General features: G+C 70.0%; 17 protein-coding genes. 11 read left to right on the top strand and 6 right to left on the bottom strand.

Annotated elements, in window-relative coordinates:
• Positions 1-184 precede the first annotated feature (184 nt).
• Genes ABZY89_RS29075 through ABZY89_RS29060 form a run of 4 tightly spaced genes read left to right on the top strand, consistent with a single transcriptional unit; the run spans position 185 to position 4,168 of the window.
• Positions 185-1,246, top strand: coding sequence for an ABC transporter substrate-binding protein (locus tag ABZY89_RS29075; RefSeq protein ID WP_355232656.1), 1,062 nt, complete (start codon positions 185-187; stop codon positions 1,244-1,246).
• A complete protein-coding gene (locus ABZY89_RS29070; RefSeq protein ID WP_355232655.1) occupies positions 1,246-2,097 on the top strand; it encodes an ABC transporter permease in 852 nt (283 codons plus the stop codon). The genes ABZY89_RS29075 and ABZY89_RS29070 overlap by 1 nt, the downstream gene beginning before the upstream one ends.
• Positions 2,070-2,822, top strand: a complete 753-nt coding sequence (locus tag ABZY89_RS29065; protein WP_355232654.1) for an ABC transporter ATP-binding protein — start codon at positions 2,070-2,072, stop codon at positions 2,820-2,822. Before ABZY89_RS29070 ends, ABZY89_RS29065 begins: the two co-directional genes overlap by 28 nt.
• A complete protein-coding gene (locus ABZY89_RS29060; protein ID WP_355232653.1) occupies positions 2,822-4,168 on the top strand; it encodes an LLM class flavin-dependent oxidoreductase in 1,347 nt (448 codons plus the stop codon). The genes ABZY89_RS29065 and ABZY89_RS29060 overlap by 1 nt, the downstream gene beginning before the upstream one ends.
• Here ABZY89_RS29060 and ABZY89_RS29055 read toward each other — a convergent pair.
• A complete protein-coding gene (locus ABZY89_RS29055; protein ID WP_355232652.1) occupies positions 4,105-4,518 on the bottom strand; it encodes a helix-turn-helix domain-containing protein in 414 nt (137 codons plus the stop codon). The genes ABZY89_RS29060 and ABZY89_RS29055 overlap by 64 nt on opposite strands.
• A gap of 47 nt (positions 4,519-4,565) precedes the next feature.
• Between ABZY89_RS29055 and ABZY89_RS29050 the strand changes: the two genes are divergently transcribed.
• Positions 4,566-5,528 (top strand): MBL fold metallo-hydrolase, encoded by a 963-nt coding sequence (locus tag ABZY89_RS29050; protein WP_355232651.1) that lies wholly within the window; start codon positions 4,566-4,568, stop codon positions 5,526-5,528.
• A gap of 25 nt (positions 5,529-5,553) precedes the next feature.
• Here the strand turns inward: ABZY89_RS29050 and ABZY89_RS29045 are convergent, their stop codons facing one another.
• Positions 5,554-6,642: an LCP family protein gene (locus ABZY89_RS29045; RefSeq protein WP_355232650.1), complete on the bottom strand. Its 1,089-nt coding sequence runs from the start codon at positions 6,640-6,642 to the stop codon at positions 5,554-5,556.
• A 252-nt stretch (positions 6,643-6,894) separates the two neighbouring features.
• Between ABZY89_RS29045 and ABZY89_RS29040 the strand changes: the two genes are divergently transcribed.
• Entirely contained in the window at positions 6,895-7,665 is a 771-nt protein-coding gene (locus tag ABZY89_RS29040) for an ATP-binding protein (RefSeq protein WP_355232649.1), read from the top strand.
• 4 nt (positions 7,666-7,669) lie between these two features.
• Complete coding sequence (locus ABZY89_RS29035; RefSeq protein ID WP_355232648.1) at positions 7,670-8,326, top strand: response regulator transcription factor; 657 nt, start codon at positions 7,670-7,672, stop codon at positions 8,324-8,326.
• Positions 8,327-8,347: 21 nt separating this feature from the next.
• Here ABZY89_RS29035 and ABZY89_RS29030 read toward each other — a convergent pair whose 3' ends face one another.
• Genes ABZY89_RS29030 through ABZY89_RS29015 form a run of 4 tightly spaced genes read right to left on the bottom strand, consistent with a single transcriptional unit; the run spans position 8,348 to position 11,991 of the window.
• Positions 8,348-8,980 carry a DapH/DapD/GlmU-related protein gene (locus tag ABZY89_RS29030; protein WP_355232647.1) on the bottom strand — a complete coding sequence of 211 codons (633 nt, stop codon included), beginning with the start codon at positions 8,978-8,980 and terminating at the stop codon, positions 8,348-8,350.
• A 59-nt stretch (positions 8,981-9,039) separates the two neighbouring features.
• Positions 9,040-10,071, bottom strand: a complete 1,032-nt coding sequence (locus tag ABZY89_RS29025; RefSeq protein WP_355232646.1) for a hypothetical protein — start codon at positions 10,069-10,071, stop codon at positions 9,040-9,042.
• Positions 10,068-11,318 carry an MFS transporter gene (locus tag ABZY89_RS29020; protein ID WP_355232645.1) on the bottom strand — a complete coding sequence of 417 codons (1,251 nt, stop codon included), beginning with the start codon at positions 11,316-11,318 and terminating at the stop codon, positions 10,068-10,070. Before ABZY89_RS29020 ends, ABZY89_RS29025 begins: the two co-directional genes overlap by 4 nt.
• Before the next feature lie 4 nt (positions 11,319-11,322).
• Positions 11,323-11,991, bottom strand: coding sequence for a hypothetical protein (locus ABZY89_RS29015; RefSeq protein ID WP_355232644.1), 669 nt, complete (start codon positions 11,989-11,991; stop codon positions 11,323-11,325).
• A 164-nt stretch (positions 11,992-12,155) separates the two neighbouring features.
• Between ABZY89_RS29015 and ABZY89_RS29010 the strand changes: the two genes are divergently transcribed.
• The 4 genes from ABZY89_RS29010 to ABZY89_RS28995 are packed head-to-tail and all read left to right on the top strand — an operon-like array spanning position 12,156 to position 15,435.
• Positions 12,156-13,727 (top strand): AMP-binding protein, encoded by a 1,572-nt coding sequence (locus ABZY89_RS29010; RefSeq protein WP_355232643.1) that lies wholly within the window; start codon positions 12,156-12,158, stop codon positions 13,725-13,727.
• Between the two features lie 2 nt (positions 13,728-13,729).
• Positions 13,730-14,605 carry an SGNH/GDSL hydrolase family protein gene (locus ABZY89_RS29005; RefSeq protein ID WP_355232642.1) on the top strand — a complete coding sequence of 292 codons (876 nt, stop codon included), beginning with the start codon at positions 13,730-13,732 and terminating at the stop codon, positions 14,603-14,605.
• Between the two features lie 28 nt (positions 14,606-14,633).
• A complete protein-coding gene (locus ABZY89_RS29000) occupies positions 14,634-15,041 on the top strand; it encodes a 4'-phosphopantetheinyl transferase superfamily protein (RefSeq protein ID WP_355232641.1) in 408 nt (135 codons plus the stop codon).
• Complete coding sequence (locus ABZY89_RS28995; RefSeq protein ID WP_355232640.1) at positions 15,034-15,435, top strand: VOC family protein; 402 nt, start codon at positions 15,034-15,036, stop codon at positions 15,433-15,435. The genes ABZY89_RS29000 and ABZY89_RS28995 overlap by 8 nt, the downstream gene beginning before the upstream one ends.
• Positions 15,436-15,637 lie beyond the last annotated feature (202 nt).

The following is a 15,637-nucleotide window of genomic DNA, read 5'->3' as shown; positions in this document are numbered from 1 at the left end:
AGCGCGGTGGGCCAGACGACCCTGCGGACGGTGGTCAGGCGCGAGAAGCGGTAGATCTCGGCCGACGCAAGTGACGTCTCGGCCTGCGTACCTGACTTCTCGGCGGTCTCAGGATCCGAGCAGGCATTTATGACTAAACTCTAGTGACTTACTCTGGTTTGGACGGACCAACCAGAGGAGAGCCATGATCCGCCCCACCCCACCGCGCCTGACCGCCATCGCCGCCGTTCTCTCGACCCTGCTCCTGGGGCTGACGGCGTGCGGCGGCGCCGATGCATCCAGTGCCTCCAAGCTCGCCGCCGACGCGGCGCTCCCCGACGAGGTCCCCGAGGGGACCGTCCTGCGCCTCGGGCTCCCGCCGATCGAGGTGGCGCTGAAGGCGTCCGGCCTGATCGACGAGGTCGAGGGCTACGAGATCGAGTGGGCCAACATCTCCGGTGGTCCGAAGAGCATCGAGGCGTTCCGTGCCGACGCGCTGGACGCGAGCTACGTCGCCGACATCCCGCCGCTCTTCGCGACCTGGACCGACACCCCGGTCAAGATCGTCGCGGTCACCGAGAACCCGGACCCGCTCGACAACCCGATCTACGAGCTCGGCATCGCACCGAAGTCGAAGGTCAAGACGCTCGAGGACCTCAAGGGCAAGAAGATCGCCTACTCGCCCGGCCAGGCCCAGGGTGCGCTGGTCCTCAAGACGCTCGAGGCTGCCGGGCTCAGCCAGGAGGACGTCGAGCTGGTCGAGATCCAGAGCGTCGACGACACCTTCTCCAACGCGCTGGCCTCCAACCAGGTCGACGTCGCCCCGCTGGGCGGGCCGCAGCTGACCTCCTATCTGGCCAAGTACGGCCGTGACGGCGCCACCTCGATCCGGACCGGCATCCGCGACGACGCGACCCTCATCTACGGGCCGGAGGAGACCTTCGAGGATGCCGCCAAGGCGGCCGCGTTCAAGGACTTCCTCGCGCTGTGGGTCAAGTCGGAGAAGTGGGTCGACGAGCATCCGGACGAGTGGATCCAGGCCTACTACGTCGACCACGAGGGTCTGACCTTCGAGGACGGCAAGAAGGTGTTCGAGTCATCAGGGCAGACGGTCATCCCGGAGAACTGGGACGAGTTCATCAAGCGTCACCAGGAGACCGCGGACATCCTCTCCAAGGAGCAGGACCATCCGGAGCTGGACGTCACCGAGCTCTACGACCGCCGCTACGAGAAGGTCATCGCCGAGGCCGTGAAGGGCGGTCAGTGATGGCCACCACCGCAGTCGAGGCGCCGATCGTCGGCGTCGTCTCCGAGAAGACCACCGACAAGCGGGTCGTACGCCGCCGCCTCGGCCCGGGGCCGCGGGTCCCCGGCACGCTGTGGATCGGACCGATCCTGCTCCTGGGTCTGTGGTGCCTCGCTTCGGCGACGGGCGTGCTCGATCCGCGTACGTTGTCAGAGCCGTGGGTGGTGGTCGAGACCGCTCAGCGGCTGATCGCCGACGGACGGCTTCCCGAGGCGCTCGCGACCTCGGCCTACCGGGCCGCGCTCGGACTGGTGATCGGGGTCGGCGTCGGGCTGGCGCTCGCGCTCGTCTCCGGACTCAGCCGGGTCGGTGAGGCGCTGATCGACGGTCCGGTGCAGGTCAAGCGGGCCATCCCGAGCCTGGCGCTGATGCCGCTGCTGATCCTGTGGCTGGGGATCGGGGAGCCGATGAAGGTGATCACGATCGCCCTCGGCGTACTCATCCCGATCTACATCCACACCCACAACGGGCTCCGTGGCATCGACAGCCGCTACGCGGAGCTCGCCGAGACCGTCAGCCTGCGCCGTGGAGCGTTCGTCCGGCATGTCGTGCTGCCGGGCGCGACCCCGGGCTTCCTGCTCGGGCTGCGGTTCGCGGTGCTCAACGCACTGCTGTCGCTCGTGGTCGTCGAGCAGGTCAACGCGACCAGCGGCATCGGCCACATGATCACCCTCGCGTCCAGCTACGGCCAGACCGAGATCATCGTCGTCGGCCTGGTCGTCTACGCCCTGCTGGGCCTGGTCGCCGACGGCATCGTCCGCTTCACCGAGAGGAAGGCACTGGCATGGCGACGCACGCTGGAGAGTCACTGACAGCACCCGAAGGACCCGCCGTACGCGTCGAGGGGCTGCGCCGCAGCTTCTCCGAGGCCGGCGGGGTGCTCAACGGGCTCGATCTCACCATCGCCCGCGGCGAGTTCGTGGCGCTGATCGGGCGCTCCGGCTCCGGAAAGTCCACGCTGCTGCGGGCGCTGGCCGGTCTCGACCGCGCCGTCTCGGGCTCGGGTGTCGTGGAGGTGCCCGAGCGGGTCTCGGTCGTCTTCCAGGACTCCAGGCTGCTGCCGTGGCGGCGGGTGCTGGACAACGTGGTCCTTGGTCTGTCGGGTCCCGACGCCCGTGCCCGTGGCCTCGAGGCGCTCACCGAGGTCGGGCTCGAGGGCCGCGACAAGGCCTGGCCGCACGAGCTCTCCGGTGGCGAGCAGCAGCGCGCGGCGCTGGCGCGGTCGTTGGTCCGTGACCCGCAGCTGCTGCTCGCCGACGAGCCGTTCGGCGCCCTGGACGCGCTGACCCGGATCAAGATGCACAAGCTGCTCAAGAAGCTGTACGCCGACCACAACCCCGCCATCCTGCTCGTCACCCACGACGTCGACGAGGCGATCGCGCTCGCCGACCGGGTGATCGTGCTGGTCGACGGCGTCGTCGGCTCCGACCTCCGGATCGACCTGGGCGCGAAGCGGAGCCCCGGCGACCCGCGGTTCGCGGCGCTGCGGGCCCAGCTGCTGGCCGAGCTCGGCGTGGTCGAGGAGGAGGTGGCCTGATGGGCGCCCGACAGCTCCACTTCAACCTGTTCCTGCTCGACACCGGTCACCACGAGGCGTCGTGGCGGCTACCGGCCTCGGACCCACACGCCAACCTGTCGCTCTCGGCGCATCAGCATCTGGCGCGGGTGGCGGAGGAGGCCAAGTTCGACTCGCTGTTCCTGGCCGACTCCCCGGCTCTGTTCGGCGAGCCGGGCCGCCGGCCGTCGGGGCGGATCGAGCCCACCGTGCTGCTGTCCGCGCTGGCGGTCTCCACGCAGCACATCGGCCTGATCGCCACCGCCTCGACGTCGTACAACGATCCGTTCAACCTCGCCCGGCGGCTCTCCTCGGTGGACCACATCTCCGGCGGTCGGGCCGGGTGGAACATCGTCACGACCGCCGGGGACGCCGCGGCGCGCAACTTCGGTCTGGAGGGGCAGCCGCTGCACAAGACCCGTTACGAGCGGGCCTCGGAGTTCCTGGAGGTGGCGACCAAGCTCTGGGACAGCTGGGCCGACGACGCGATCGTGGCGGACAAGGACGCGGGGGTGCATGCGCTCGATGACCGGATTCGGCCGATCTCTCACGTCGGGCCTCACTTCTCGGTGGAGGGCCCGCTCAACCTGGCGCGGTCGCCGCAGGGCCACCCGCTGCTCGTCCAGGCCGGCTCCTCCGACGACGGCAAGGAGTTCGCGGCCCGCTGGGCCGAGGCGATCTTCACCGCCCAGCCGACGCTGGCCGAGAGCCAGGCGTTCTACGCCGACATCAAGCGCCGGGTCGTGGCGGCCGGCCGCAACCCCGACCACGTGCTGGTCCTCCCCGGGATCGTCCCGGTCCTCGGCGAGACCGAAGCCGAGGCGCGTGAGCTCGAGGCCGAGCTCGATCGGCTGATCGCTCCGGAGTACGCCCTCGCCCAGCTCGCTCAGCTGCTCCGGGTCGATCCTTCGCGGCTCGACCTGGATGCCGAGCTGCCTGACGATCTGCCTTCAGAGGACTCCATCGAGGGTGCCAAGAGTCGCTACACGCTCGTCGTCGACTGGGCTCGTCGTGATCGGCTCACGGTCCGCGAGCTGATCGGGAAGCTGGGTGGTGGGCGCGGTCATCGCACCTTCACCGGCACCCCTGTCCAGGTTGCCGACACGATCCAGCACTACTTCGAGAACGGTGCCGCTGACGGGTTCAACATCATGCCTGCTGTGCTCCCGTCGGGGATCGAGGCGTTCGCTTCTTCTGTCGTGCCGATCTTGCAGGAGCGGGGGCTTTTCCGGACTGAGTACACCGGGGTCACTCTCCGGGATCACTACGGGTTGCCGCGTCCGGAGCGGGTCGGTCTCGGGGAGGTTGCCTCCTCGGCGATCGCGTAGTCGCGGCACTGCCGGCACTCGTCGACGACCGGATGCACACACTCCGCGGTGTGGCGCAGGAAGGTGGCTGCCGCATCGAGTCGGTTCGCCTCCGCGGCCATCCGCTCGGCTGAGGCTGTCAGCCGAGCCGAGCGGTGGCCGGCAGGGGCGGCTCGGAGCTCTCTGATCTCTGCGAGGCCGATGCCGGCTTGGCGAAGGCGATGGATGATCCGAGCCTCGTTCACGTGCTGATCGGTGAAGTCTCGCTGATTTCCGTTCTGCCGGCTCGGCGCGAGCACCCCTTCGTCCTCCCAGTGCCGCAGGACGTGGGCGGGTACGCCGACGAGGTCGGCGGCCAATGAGATCCGCATGAAAGCATCTTGCCTTCAGGCCGACCTGAAGTTCTAGCGTTCGGGACATGGAACTACGCAACCGACCCAACCCGTTCGCAGGACTCGATCCGCTGCCCGCCGCCTACACCTCCCGGCAACTGGTGGAGACGGCTGTGGCGGGAGCTCGCTCGTTCGTGGCGCCGAGACGAGCGGACCGGCGCCTGCTGGACTCGTTGTCGGAGCGCGCGCAGGGTCCGCTGCCACCGGCGACGAGAACCGTCCGGCTGCAGACGCTGCGGCAACGACCGCGGCCGGTTCCGAGCCGGCTCTTGTACGAGGGGATGCCGGGCGCGGGGCGGCTGAGCCTCCAGTCCTTCGTGGTCCATCATCCCGAGGCGACGATCCTCATCGACCCGGCGGTGCCACGAGACGCTGACGCCCGAGCGGTGTCCGAGCTCCAGCCGCTGCTGCGGCGGACCGTACGGCCGCCGGCGACGACGATCCCGACGATCGAGGCCCTCGCGACGGCGGGAGTCAGACCCGACCTCGCCCTGAGCACTCATGCCCACTGGGACCATGTCTCGGGGCTGCTCGACCTCCCGGATCTGCCGGCGGTCCTCCATGACGAGGAGCTGACCTGGGCCGCTGCCGGGGACCACGCACCGGCGGGCGGCGTACGTCGTGGGCTCGCGGATCGGGACCTCCTGGAGTTCTCCCTCGACGGGCCGCCGGTCCTCACCTTCGAGCGGAGCCACGATCTCTTCGGCGACGGCAGCATCGTGCTGGTGGACCTGGCCGGGCACACGCCCGGGAGCGTCGGCGTCCTGCTCGCCACCGTGGGCGGGCCTGTCCTGCTCGTCGGAGACGCCGCGTGGCACGGGCTGCAGATCGAGCACCTGCGCCAGCGCTCCGGCTTCCCCGGCTGCCTGGTGGACGTGGATCGTGAGCAGACCTGGCGCACGCTGCACCGTCTCCATGCCCTACCGGCCTCGGTGAAGGTGGTCCCTGCCCACGACCACGAGCGGGCGTCCGAGTGGGCCACCCCGTGAGCAACCGGTGATCGACGATCTCCGGTCAGCGGACGACGTCGGGTGTCAGCAGATCCTGGTTGTCCTCAGCCCAATCGCCCATCCGATCCTCACGGACGGCGCGCCATAGGTCGCGGTCGCGGGAGGGGTCCAGGCGTACGACTGACTGGTCGCCGACCATGCCGGTGCCGTCGGTGGGGACGGTGAGGTAGCTGATGTCGTCGGTGCGGAGGTTGCGGAGGGAGGCGGCGAGCTTGGCCATCTGGGTGGTGGACCAGTCGTCGTCGACGGAGGCGTGCTTCGAGAAGAGGGAGAGCAGGTCGAGGACCTGGTCGGGGTTCTTGCGCAGCTCCTGCTCGAGGGTCTGCTTGAGGAGGGTGCGCAGGAAGGCCTGCTGGCGGGCTACGCGGTCGAGGTCGCCGTCCTGGAGGCCGTAGCGCTGGCGTACGTAGAGGAGAGCCTCCTCGCCGTTGAGGTGGTGGCGGCCGGCTTCCCAGCGGACGTCACGGGCGGAGTCGTAGACGGTCTTCGGGATGTCGATGTCGACGCCGCCGATCGCATCGGTGAGGGCCTTGAAGCCGTCCCAGTCGATGACGGTGAGGTGGTCGATGCGTACGTCGGTCATCTTCTCGACGGTCTCGACCGTGAGGTTGGGGCCACCGAAGGAGTAGGCCCAGTTGACCTTGCCCTTGCCGTGGCCGGGGATGTCGACCCAGGAGTCGCGCGGGATCGAGATCACCGAGGCGGAGTCGCGGTCGCCATCGATGTGGACGAGCAGCATCGTGTCGGAGCGTGCCTGGCCCGGCTCCCAGCCGGGCGCCTCGGCTCCGGTGGTGGGCATGTCTGAGCGGGTGTCGGTGCCGAGGACCAGGATGTTCGTCGCGTCGGCGGCCGACCCGGAGGTGGGCTTGGCGGGCCGGTCGGTGAGCCCGGTGAACGTGTCGGGCAGTCGCTGGATGTTTCCCTCGACCTTCGCCTGGAGCCACAGGACCCCGGTCAGGGCGGCGGCGCAGAGCAGGAGGAGACACACCAGCAGCCCGATCAGTGGCTTGCGGGCCCGACGCCATCCGCGCGCGGGGGGTTCGTCCGCAGGCTCCGGCTGCGGCGGCACGGGCGGATGATCGAGGATGGCCACCCGAGTATGGGACCCGGGACTCCCTCCATATGGGGTCCAGATGCTCGCCATTCCTCAATTTGAGGCACCAGTCGGTAACGGCCGGTAACCAAAAATAGGTAGGCGATACGTCCCCCGGATTGAGTGAGTAAAGTCCCTTTGCCGTACGGCGCTGTTCATGTCGGACCTTCGGGTCCACGCGTGTTTCATGCCGCCTGGCTGCGTCTTGGGAGGGCGTGGCACGACGAGGATGACCAGGGGAGAGCTGTGTCAATGTCAAGAGTCGGTCGGGACGAACGTGCCCGGCTGCACGAGGCTGCCTCCGCGCTGGCCGGGATCCGGGCGGCGACCACGCTGCTCAGCTCGCAGCGTGCGATCGGTGATGACCGGCGGGCCGCGATGACGGCGATGGTGCAGAGCGAGCTGGAGCGACTCGAGCGGATGGTCCGTCGGCAGCAGGACGCCGCGAGGCCGGAGATCCCGGAGCCGCGGGCCGATGAGATGACGGCCGATGAGATGGGGCGCGCCGAGGTGATCGACCTCGACTCCGTGGTGGCCACCATGGTGCTCGCTCATGAGGCCAAGGGCACCGACGTGATGTGGCGCCCGAGCCGGATGCTCGCGCTGGGCGACTCCGACCAGCTGACCGAGGCGCTCAACGTACTCCTCGACAACGCCGCCGCCCACGGGAGCGGATCGGTCCGGATCGAGGTACGTGCCGATGAGCCGGCGAGCACCTCGGTCGAGATCGCCGTGACCGACGACGGGCCGGGGGTCCCGCCCGAGCTGCGCCGGCGGATCTTCGCCTGGGGCGTCAGCCGACCGGGCTCGACGGGCCAGGGCATCGGCTTGCACGCCGCGCGAGACCTGATGGAACGCCAGGGCGGCTACCTCGAGCTGGTCGAGGCGAGCGAGCGCACCACCTTCGTTCTCGGCATCCCGATGCTCGGCTGTGCCGATGGCGGGGCAGGCGACGGGGCAGACGACGGGGCCGACCAGCACGACACCCCGACCCGGGGAGGTCGCCGTGGTGTCGCCGCGTAAAAGGGTGAAGGTGGTCATCGTCGAGGACCACACCCTGTTCGCCGAGTCGCTCGAGCTGGCCCTCACCTTCGAGGGCTACGACGCCCACCGCGTCGACCTGCCCGAGGAGCCGCCCTCGGAGGCCAAGCTCACCTCGCTGATCATGCGCTCCCAGCCGCGGATCGTCCTGCTCGACCTCGACCTGGGCCAGCACGGCTCGGGCGTACGTCTCATCGCCCCGCTCGCCCGGGCGGGTGCCGACGTTGTCGTGGTGACGGGCTCGACCGATGAGACCCGCTGGGGGCATGCCTTGCACGTCGGGGCTCGCACGGTCCTGTCCAAGACGGTTCCGCTGGGCGAGATCCTGGGCACCGTACGCAGGCTCAACTACGGTCTCAGCGTCCTCGACATCGACGACCGTGAGCGCCTGATCCGGGCCTGGGTGGGGCAGGAGCAGAGCGTCATCGAGACCCGTCGCCGGCTCGCCCAGCTCTCCCCGCGGGAGTCGCAGGTGCTCGAGCACCTGATGGACGGCTTCACCGTCGGCGACATCGCCAAGCTCCGCGTGGTGTCCGAGGCGACGGTGCGCACCCAGGTGAAGTCGATCCTCGCCAAGCTCGGCGTCTCCTCGCAGATCGCGGCGGTCAGCATCGCCCACAAGGCCGAGTGGCGGGCCGCCTGACCCTCGGGCGATCGACGCGCGTCAGACCGCGACCAGCCCGTCGTCCTCGCTCGTGCCGCGCAGGACGTAGAGCGTGCCGGTCTTCGGGCAGCGCCAGGCATCTCCCTGGGCGACCAGCGGCGCGCCCGCGTGCCCGACCCAGCCCATCCGCTGCGCCGGGACTCCGACGACCAGCGCGTGGTCGGGTACGTCGCGGGTGACCACGGCCCCCGCCGCGACCATCGCCCAGGCGCCGATGGTGACCGGCGCGATGCAGACGGCCCGGGCGCCGATGCTGGCACCGGTGCGTACGGTCACGCCGACGGCCTCCCAGTCCGCGCCGTCCTTGAGGGTGCCGTCCGGGTTGACGGCGCGGGGGAGGTAGTCGTTGGTGAACACCACCGCCGGCCCGACGAAGGCGCCGTCCTCGAGCACCGCCGGCTCGTAGACCAGCGCATGGTTCTGGATCTTGCAGCGGTCTCCGACCACGACCCCGGGGCCGACGTACGCCCCGCGGCCGATGATGCACTCGCTGCCGACCCGGGCGTGCTCGCGGACCTGGGCCAAGTGCCAGACGAGGGTCCCGTCGCCGATCGTGGCACGCTCGTCGACGTCGGCGCTGGGCTCGATCCTGGGCTCGATTCCGCGAGCGGCGTGAGTCTCCTCAACGGTCATCCCCACAGCAAACCGGGACTCGGCAGGCGAGTGGGCAGACCCGCGATGGAGTACCCGATTCAGCGTAGAACCGCGGGTGAGGCGGCCTCCGAGACGAGCACGCGAGGGGTCGCGGAAGCCGTGGTGTCGAGCGCCCAGACGTCGCTGACCGGCTCGCCCTCGCGCTCGAGGCCGTAGAGGACAGTGTCGTCGTCGAGCCACTCGATCTGGTCGTCGATGCTGTGGGTCTCACCCGCGAGCACGGTGCGCCGGCCGGTGGCGAGGTCGAGGACCGCGGGCGTCCACCGGGTGCTGTCCTTGTCGGCCTGCTTGAACGCGATCCGGGTGCCGTCGGGGGAGAGCGACGGGCACTCGACGTGGTCGGCGATGGTCGTCAGCGAGCGTTCGGCGAGGTCGCCGCGGGCCAGGTAGGTCCGCCCGCCCGTGGCGACGGTGGCGTAGAAGGTGCGGTCGTCGTCGGCGAAGGTGATGCCCCAGATGTTGCGGTCGACCGGGGAGACCTTGCGGCCGTCGACGACCAGCCTGAACTTCTCCAGGTCTCCATAGCTCGCCCCGCCGATCCGGCGGATCAGGGTGCGCGTCGAGAAGCCGCTGACCATGTAGGAGTCGCCGTTGACGAAGACCGTCGAGGAGACCAGCTGCCCGTCCGGCGAGATCCGGGTGCGGCTGGGCAGCCCGGGCAGGTCGGTCCCGTCGACCTCGCGCCACGCCTTTCCCGGAGCTGAGGTCGCCAGGTCGGTCGCCCGGTAGCGGCTCACCACGCCCCGCTCGGTCACCAGGCAGGAGACCGCCTGCGCCTGCGCGTAGACCCGGTCACAGCTCAGATCGGTGAGCGCCCGGGCGCCGTCGGGGTCGGCCAGCGCGACGGCACCGACGTGGCCGTAGTCGGCGTCGCGTCCGGTGTGCCGGAAGAGGATCCTCGGCCCCTTCTCGATCTGCGTCAGGGACGTGGTCGTCGCGTCGGTCGCCCGGGACGTACGCCGGTCGTTCTCCGCGATCGCGGAGAGGGCGTACGCCGTCACGCCGGCCGTGACGAGCACGACGATCGCGCCGAAGATCGCCGTGCGCTGCTTGACCCAGAACGTCGTCATCGCACCGACCTGCGCATCACCGCGAGGCCGGCCGGGATCGCGGCGAGCAGCACCACGCAGACCGCGAGCAGCGCGACCCGGGGGCCGACGGCGTACCAGAGCAGGCCGAAGCCGGTCGCCGCGACGAGCCGCGCCAGCGCGACTGCGGTCTGGGCGGTGGCGATGCCGCTGGCGCGTACGGTCTCGGGGACGAGCTGCCCGGCGACCGCGGCCAGGGTGCCGTCGGTCGCGGCGTAGAAGACGCCGAGGAGGAGCACCGCGGCGCACGTCGTCCAGAGCGCGCCGGACCCGGTCGCGGCGCACAGGTAGGCGGCCGCGAGCGGGAGATGGCCGAGGACGAGGACCTTGACGCGGCCGACCCGGTCCGCGAGCCGGCCCATCGGGACGGCCAGGGCGAGGTACGCGAGGTTGGTGCCGACGTAGAGGACCGGGAACCACTGCGCCGCGAAACCGCCGGTCTCCAGCAGCGCCAGATAGACGAACCCGTCACCGATGGTGAGCAGGGCGAGCACGGCGGACACCCCGGTCACCCGCGCGAGACCTGGCGTCAGCACGGTGCGCCAGCGCACCTTGGGGGCCTTGACGCGCGGCTCGGTGCGGCGAGGAGTCACCCGGCGGACGGCGCCGGTGCGGAACGGCACGAAGCACGCCATCGTCGCCACCCCGAGCACGGCGAAGCCGAGCGAGACGACCAGGACGGTGTCGTAGCCGTCGGCGATCCGCCACAGGATCACGAACGCCAGCAGCGGCCCGAGCGTGGCCCCGATCGTGTCCAGCGCGCGGTGGACGCCGAAGCTGCGGCCGAGATGCGCCGGGTCGCTGGAGGCGGCGATCATCGCGTCGCGCGGAGCGGTGCGTACGCCCTTGCCGACCCGGTCCAGCGAGATCGCCGCGGAGATCGTCCCGAAGCCCCCGGCGAAGATCAGCCCGAGCCGCGCGACCGCGCTCATCGCGTAGCCCGCCAGCGCCACCGGCTGCGGCCGGTCGGTGCGGTCGGCCGCCCACCCCGCCGCGATCCGTACCAGCGAGGAGACGCCCTGGTAGAGCCCGTCGATGAGCCCGTACGCCACCGGGGAGAGCCCGACCACCGCGGTCAGGTAGAGCGGCAGGATCGCCGAGACCGACTCCGAGGAGATGTCGGTCAGCAGGCTGACGATGCCGAGGGTGACGACGGTCCGGGAGACCCGCCCGCCGGTCTGCCGCGGCTCGGCACTCGAGGTGGGACGGTCGCTGAGAGACAGGTACACCGGCTCAGGTCTTCGTGTGGAGGACGGAGTAGAGGGTGAACTCGACGTTGCGGCGGCCGGTGTGGGTGACCGTGACGCTCATGGTCTCGTCGCCTCGGTGCATCGACATCGCGGGAGTGTTCTCGACCGATGTCGTCGTGACCTCCTTGAAGCCGTGCTTCGCGAGGCCGATCCGGAAGTGACGCAGTACGTCGCACGGTTTCCGGCAGCTCGCGGTCAGCGCGACCTGGAGCGCGCCCTTGGTGGGCGAAACGCTGGAGACGTCGACCGTGGTGCGTGATGGGGGTTCGAGCGCTGCCGGGTAGCCGGCCACCAGCGTGCCCTTACGGACGGCCTGCTTGGGCAGCGGCTCCGAGATCAGCGCCGCCGTCTTCGTACGGGGCTTCTCGGTGAGGCCGGGCAGGCCCGACTCGCTGGGAGTCGAGGCCGCCTCCGGCAGCGCCTCGGTCGCGGGTTCGGGATCCGACTCCGACTTCCGGCCGGACCCGGACTCTGACCCGGAGTCCGACTTCGAGCTCGCGTCGGCACCCGGTGAGCCGGATTGGGACGACGAGGTCGAGCCTCCACCGTCCTTGCCGGACGAGGAGTCGGCGAAGCGCCCCGGCATCCAGAAGATCGCGACGCCGACGAGCACGCCGAGCAGCACGAACATGAGGAGGCGCTTGAGGTTCACGAGACCAGTCGACGCGCAGCGGAGTCGAGTCGGGACCGATGGGTGGGTCGCGTACTCAATTTCAGGCAGCCTGCCGAGCGGCCCACCGCCGGTCGAGGTGAGGCATGCGACGTTGCCGTAGCCGGGAACGGTCCCGGCCCAAGCATCCCGGGGGACGGGCCACGTTGAACACTGCCGACTTTCTTCTCGAGCATGCGCCCGAGGATTCGATCGCGCTCGCCGAAGCGGGTCGCGAGTACACCTTCGAAGAGCTGCGAGCCAGCGTGTCCGTGCTCATGGGACGGCTCTCCGTGCTCGGTCTGACTCCGGGCACGCCGGTCGGGATCATGGCGCCCAACGGGTTGTTCTGGACCTCGGCCTATCTCGCCGCGCTCCGGATGGGGCTGATCGTGGTGCCGCTGGCCGTCACGCTGCCGACCGAGGAGGTCGTGGCGCGGGCCCGCTGGGTCGGCGCCGACGCGCTGCTGGTGGGCCGTGCCCAGGCCGAGGCGCTGAGGCTGAGCCTGCCCCGAAGCCTCCCGGTCGTGGTGGAGCGGAAGGAGCGGCTGGTCCCGAAGCAGCGATCGACGCCGGTCGAGATGTCCGACGCGGTCGAGGTCGACCCGGACCAGGACGCGCTCTACATGTTCACCTCCGGCACCACCGGCGAGCCGCGCGCGGTGCGGATCACCCACCGCAACATCCAGGCGAACACGACCTCGATCCTCGGCTACCTCGGCGTCACGTCGGATGACCGGATGCTGGTCGTGCTGCCGTTCACCTACGTCTTCGGGCTCTCGCTCCTGCACACCCATCTGCGCGCCGGTGCCGCGATGGTCATCCAGCCCACGTTCGTCTTCCCGCAGGCGGTGGTGGACCGGATGACCTCCGCGCGCTGCACGGGGTTCGCCGGCGTGCCGTCGACCTTCGGGATGCTGCTGCGCAACAGCACCTTCGGCAGCACGGCGGTGCCTACGCTGCGGACGATCCAGCAGGCCGGCGGCCGGCTGGCGCCCGCGCTGGTGGAGCAGATGGCGTGTGCCCAGCCGCAGGCGCGGGTCTTCGTGATGTACGGCGCGACCGAAGCCACCGCGCGGCTCTCCTATCTTTCGCCGGAGGAGCTCTCCCGGCGGCCCGGGTCGATCGGTCGGGGCATCCCGGGCGTGGACCTGCGGGTCCTCGACCGCGACGGGGTGCACGTCGCCCCCGGTGAGGTCGGCGAGATCTGGGCCAGCGGCGCGAACATCTCGCCCGGCTATCTCGACGACCCTGAGGCGACGGCCCGCAAGATGCCCGGCGGGATGCTGCGTACGGGAGATCTGGCGAAGGTCGACGAGGACGGCTACATCTACGTGGTCGACCGGGTCGAGGACTTCATCAAGTCGTGGGGCCATCGGATCGCGAGCCAGGACGTCGAGTCCGCGGCTCTCTATCTGCCGGACGTGGTGGCGGCGGCCGCGGTCGGGCTCCCGGACGATGCCGCCGGTGAGCGGGTCGAGCTCGTGGTGGTGCGGCGCCGCGGGTCGGTGCTGCGCGGCGCCGACGTGATCGCGCACTGTCGCGAGCGGCTCTCGAAGCACATGGTGCCCGAGGTCGTCCGCTTCGTCGACGCGCTGCCGCTGAACGCGAACGGAAAGGTCATCAAGCGCGACGTACGCGCGATGTGTCTGCGGCTGGCCCAGGAGCCGGCCGAGGGGCAGGGCGACGACGTCGATGATGCGGATGATGCCGGCTTCGAAGGGGTCAAGGTGGGTTGAGGATGTCGAAGAGAAAGGTGTCCGGTTCGGTGAAGCTGCTGGCCGGAGTGTGGGCAGGAGTGCTGGTCGTCGCGGTCGCGCTGGCCGGGGCATGGTTGCTGAGGAGTCCAGGGATGAACGAGCAGGTCGCGATCGCGGAGCCCAGCGAGTCCGAGCTGCAGGTCGCGGGGCAGACCAAGGTGCTCTTCGGGCACAACTCCGTCGGGATGAACATCCTCGACGGGGTCTCGAAGGTGTACGCGGATGCCTCGGTGCCGGTGCCGGCCATGGCCGATGTGACTGGTCCCGAGATCTCCGGCGCCAGCATGACTGATGCCGAGGGCGCCACGATGCGGCATGCCTACATCGGGGTGAACGAGGATCCGCTCAGCAAGTTCGCCGCGTTCGCGGAGCTGGTGGACAGCCCTGCCGGGAAGGACGTCGACGTCGCGCTGATGAAGCTCTGCTACGTCGACATCACCGCCTCCTCCGATGTGCAGGCCGTCTTCGACGCCTATGTGTCGACGATGGACGAGGTCGAGGCGGCCCATCCCGACGTACGTTTCCTCTACACGACCGTGCCGCTCACCGCCGACCGCAACTGGAAGTCCAAGGTCAAGGCGGCCCTGGGTCGCGACGACGAGATGGGGCCGGCCGACAACATCGCCCGGGAGCGCTACAACGCGATGATCCGAGAGAAGTACGGCGCCTCCGGCCGCCTCGTCGACATCGCCGCCGCCGAGGCCGACGGCACCGGGGAGCGCAGCCAGGACGGCAGCACGTACTACGTGCTCAACAAGAACCTCACCTTCGACCGCGGTCATCTCAACGAGGCCGGCTCGGAGGCCGTCGCCGCCGAGATGCTCAAGATCGTGGCGGCCCACAGTCCGGTCGCCTGAGGTGCTGACACAGGGCGATGAGCGTGCGATGAGCCTGCAGGGGGTCGGGATCGACATCGCCGACATCAGGCGCTTCGCACGGCTTCTGGCGATGCGTGGTTCCGGGTTCGCGGTGCGCTGGTTCACCGACGCCGAGATCGCCCAGTGCATGGCCGCCACGACCCCCGCCACGGCCTTCGCGATGAGGTACGCCGCCAAGGAGGCCGTCTGGAAGGCCCTCGGTCCCGGCGAATGGTCCGGGCCGCTGCCGTGGCGCGGGATCACCGTGCTCGAGGATGCTCCCGGATCCCTCCAGGTCACCCTCGAAGGCCCCGCGGCCGATCTCGCGGCGCTGGCCGGTGTCACCACCGTCCGCGTCGCCACCGTCCCCGGGCCCCGGATGGCCATCGCCACCGCCGTCGCAGAAGGTGCCCCGATGCGAGGCGACGATGCCTGACCTCCGGCTCGACCACATCGGCATCCAGGTCCGCGACCTGCTCCGCACCGCCGAGGCCTTCGAGCGGCTCTTCGGCTACCGCCGCGTCACGGACCCGGTCGTCAACACCCGCCACGGCGTCTCCGGGGTCTTCCTGGAGAAGCCCGACTCGATCCCCATCAAGCTCATCACTCCGGTGACTCCTGGGCCGCATGCGTACGGTCTCCATCATCTGGCCTTCATGGTTCCTGATCTGGAGTCGACGCTTGTCGAGCTCGGGGTCGCTGGGGCTCGCACGCTCAGTCCGCCTCAGCCGGGGGAGATGTTCGACGACGAGCTCATCGCGTTCGTGCGGGCTGCTGGGATCAATGTCGAGCTCATCACTACTGATCGGCGTCGGGCTCGGATCGAGTGATCTCTTCGTCTTGGCTGTCTGATGCGGACTGTGTTTTCGGGGTTGGGGTGGGCCGCCGACCCGTTTTGGAGAGTCTTCTCGATCTGGACCGGCGTCAAGGACGCCCTTCGGGCGCCGGCTTCGCCGGCCGCTTCGCGGCCATGGAGTAGGTCTCTCTCCGCAGCCGGGGTCCCGGTGTTCGCAGCCGACATCAAGGGCGACC

The sequence above is a fragment of the Nocardioides sp. NPDC006303 genome (genome assembly GCF_040613175.1).
Taxonomy (GTDB): Bacteria; Actinomycetota; Actinomycetes; order Propionibacteriales; family Nocardioidaceae; genus Nocardioides.
Note: the sequence above shows the minus strand (reverse complement) of the source record. Positions and strands in the feature narration are given on the sequence as shown.